This is a genomic window from Streptomyces sp. NPDC111802 (assembly GCF_055634335.1).
Genome location: NZ_JBVKCZ010000172.1, coordinates 1 through 2,709 on the forward strand (window position 1 = coordinate 1; position 2,709 = coordinate 2,709).

General features: G+C 70.4%; 3 protein-coding genes and 1 pseudogene. All 4 read right to left on the minus strand.

The window, feature by feature from the left end; translation table 11 throughout:
- Positions 1–778: 778 nt before the first annotated feature.
- Complete coding sequence (locus ACZ7NC_RS45080) at positions 779–1,270, minus strand: hypothetical protein (protein WP_471498130.1); 492 nt, start codon at positions 1,268–1,270, stop codon at positions 779–781.
- Position 1,271: 1 nt separating this feature from the next.
- Positions 1,272–1,967 (minus strand): Lsr2 family DNA-binding protein, encoded by a 696-nt coding sequence (locus tag ACZ7NC_RS45085; protein ID WP_471498134.1) that lies wholly within the window; start codon positions 1,965–1,967, stop codon positions 1,272–1,274.
- On the minus strand, positions 1,964–2,416 hold the full coding sequence (locus ACZ7NC_RS45090; protein ID WP_471498138.1) for an ASCH domain-containing protein: 453 nt from the start codon (positions 2,414–2,416) through the stop codon (positions 1,964–1,966). Before ACZ7NC_RS45090 ends, ACZ7NC_RS45085 begins: the two co-directional genes overlap by 4 nt.
- Positions 2,413–2,709, minus strand: a pseudogene (locus ACZ7NC_RS45095) (hypothetical protein); the annotation flags it as partial. The pseudogene ACZ7NC_RS45095 and the gene ACZ7NC_RS45090, both read right to left, overlap by 4 nt.

Here is a 2,709-nt window from a genome sequence, read left to right on the forward strand (position 1 = left end):
AGCAGGCTGTCCTGGAACGTAACGAGGCCCTGTTCCCGCCGGCGTAAACCGGCCGGGGACAGGGCCTCTTGGCAGGTTCGATGTCTATGAGATCCTGCTCAATCCCACTGCGTGGTGGCCATGGCCATCACGTTTCCCCGCCGTTCACGCGCTCGTGGATGTCGACGAGGGTGGCGAGGGCCACCCACTGGGCAGCCTTCGTCTCCGAGTTGGGCGTGGCGCTGCTGCAGCTGGTCGATGGCCGCGTGGTCGGTCAGGGCCGTGTTGATGAGGTCGCGCTGGTACTCCATGCCTGCGAAGAAGCCGCGGTGGTAGCGGCACTGGTCCTGTGCTTCGGCGCAGGCCGGGCAGTCTTCCCAGCCAGCGGGTCGTACGGTGCGGTCTCCGGTCCGGGGGCTCCGGGGCCGTGTGGCGGGCGGCGGGCGGCGGGCGGCGGGGGAGTGAAGGCTGGTGGTGAACAGGTCTTCGCGCCAGGTGGTCAGGCAGCTCTTGGAGGTAGGCGGCCAGGGCGGCCGCGGTGGCCGGGTAGTGGTCGTAGAGCGACGCCCAGATCCGTTTGGCCTCACCGCCAGCTGCTTCGATCAGCATCCCGGCCATCACCGGCCTGGGCGGGTTACCGGGGATCGCACGCAGCGCCCACTGCGCGGCATCGGCAAACTGCTCGTTCTCGATGGTGAGCTTCATCAGGGTCTTCGTCTTCGTCTCCCGGGACGGGCTGTCTGGGGAGCAGGGAGCGGCCCGGGCAGAGGTGGTGAGCCGGGCCGCTCCCCCGGTGCGGTCAGCAGTCGCCAGCGGGCGTGCCGCGCTCGAAGGCGTCGATCAGGGCAGTGATGCGGTTCGAGTTGTCGGCGACGCCGACCCAGGCGCCGGTCTCGGTCCACACCGGAACGTGCTCGGTGTCGGCATCGAGGTAGGTCACATACGAGCCGTAGCGCTCCAGCGCCGCGGGGAAGACATCGGCGGTACCGGTGGGCTGAGATGCAGGGTGGAGGAGTTCGAGTCCGGTGACGACAAGCCAGATCGGCTCGTCAGGTGTGCGCGGCAGCCGAATGTGGCCAGTGACCCGCAGCTGGTCGCCGGGCACCAGGTCGTGCAGCACGGCGGCCGCCATCACCGGGTCTCTTACCGTGCAGGGCATGACCATTTCGTCTGCCCGTTCGTCCGTCGGGCAGACGATGATGCGGAACCGCACGCTGGTGTCGTGCTGGCCGCGCGCGGTCTCTTCCTCCAGGAAGCCGTCCAGGGCGAACTCTTCGGATTCGGCTCCCATGTCAGCCTGCCTTCGCAGCCGGGGCCCGGTGGGCGGCGTCGTACGCCTCCAGTACTGACCTGCGGACCATCCCCACGTCCGCGACCTGGTGGCCGTTGGCGCGTGCCCAGGTGCGGACGGCGGCGAGTTCCTCTTTGGTGCGGCCGCTGCCCTGCGCCGACCGGCTCGAGTAGGTGCCGAGACCGGCCATCAGCCGGGCGCGGTTGCGCTGCTGCTGCTCGCGGGTGAGCGGCCGGTGCACCGGCGGTGCGCCGTTCGTCTCCCGGTCCAGTCGGACGATGCGGGCTTGGTCCACGGTCAGCGGGTTATGGCGGGCTTCAGCGGCCCTCGCGCGGCGGGCCTGGTCCTGGTCTGCCACTACATCGACCCAGTCGTCCCCGAGGCGGTCGGCGAGGCCCTTGCGCAGCTCGGTGCGCTGGCCCGGGGTGGTGGCCGCGAAGACGCCGACCCGGGTGAGCGGCTTGTTGACCAGGGCCCACTTCAGGCAGTCCCGGGCGATGGGGCAACGGGCACAGGCTTTGCGGGCCTGCTCCAGCCGCTTGTCCGTCGCCTCCCGGTCAGCGGATCGGTCGCCGTTGGTGAAGTCGAACAGCTGCGGCTTCCGCTGGCAGGCCGTCGGGGTGGGGTGGTGGGGGAAGGGGAAGCGCGGGTCGGGATCGGCATGAGTGGTGGGCTGACCGACACCGTGACGACTCATGATGTTGCCTCCGGGAACAGGCTGGCGAGGTGGGGGAGTTGGAGGAGGATCTGCTCGAAGACGTCGAGCGGGACGCGCCACGGCCCGAGCGCCCCAGAGCAGGGCACGGGAAGCGGCAGTGCGTGGACGTCGTCCAGGACCAGGTGGTGGCGGCCGCGCTGTGCCCACGGACTGCACAGGTCGCCGTCGTCGAGGTGGCAGCCGGTGATGCGGGCGATGCCAAGGACGGCTCGGGTGTGCAGCTGGTGGCCGCAGATCGTGTGGGCCACGAGCGGATCGCGCAGAGCAGCCCGGTCGATGACCGCCCCGGCGTGCAGCAGGTACCAGCCGGGCGCCCAGGCCTTGGGCCGGTTCTCGACACGCTTGTCGCCGTGGACGATGCAGGCCGTCCACGGCTGCTTGATCGTGATGCCGCGGATCCGGTCGCCGCCTTCCACTGCGGCGGTCATCCGGCACTCTCCAGCAGGGCGGTGCCGGGGCGTCCGGGTCGGCGGCCGTTGACCGCCGTGGTGTCGGCGTCGGCCGCGGTGCCCAGATACGGGAAGGGCTCTTCGTCGGTCTTCACCTTGTACATGGACACGTCGGCGGCGCGCAGGACGTCGCCGAAGGGCCGATCGGGCAGGTCGGTGACGTAGGCGGCGCCGATCGACACAGTGAACGGCAGCAGCAGGCCCTCGAAGGGAACGGGCCGGTCCATGTGGGAGCGCAGGCCGGCGAGCTCCTGGGAGAAGTACTCGCGCGG

What these genes read in the sequence shown, in the direction of transcription:
- ACZ7NC_RS45080 (WP_471498130.1), bottom strand. Translation starts at nt 1,270, where the DNA reads ATGGGAGCCGAATCCGAAGAGTTCGCCCTGGACGGCTTCCTGGAGGAA.
- ACZ7NC_RS45085 (WP_471498134.1), bottom strand. Translation starts at nt 1,967, where the DNA reads ATGAGTCGTCACGGTGTCGGTCAGCCCACCACTCATGCCGATCCCGAC.
- ACZ7NC_RS45090 (WP_471498138.1), bottom strand. Translation starts at nt 2,416, where the DNA reads ATGACCGCCGCAGTGGAAGGCGGCGACCGGATCCGCGGCATCACGATC.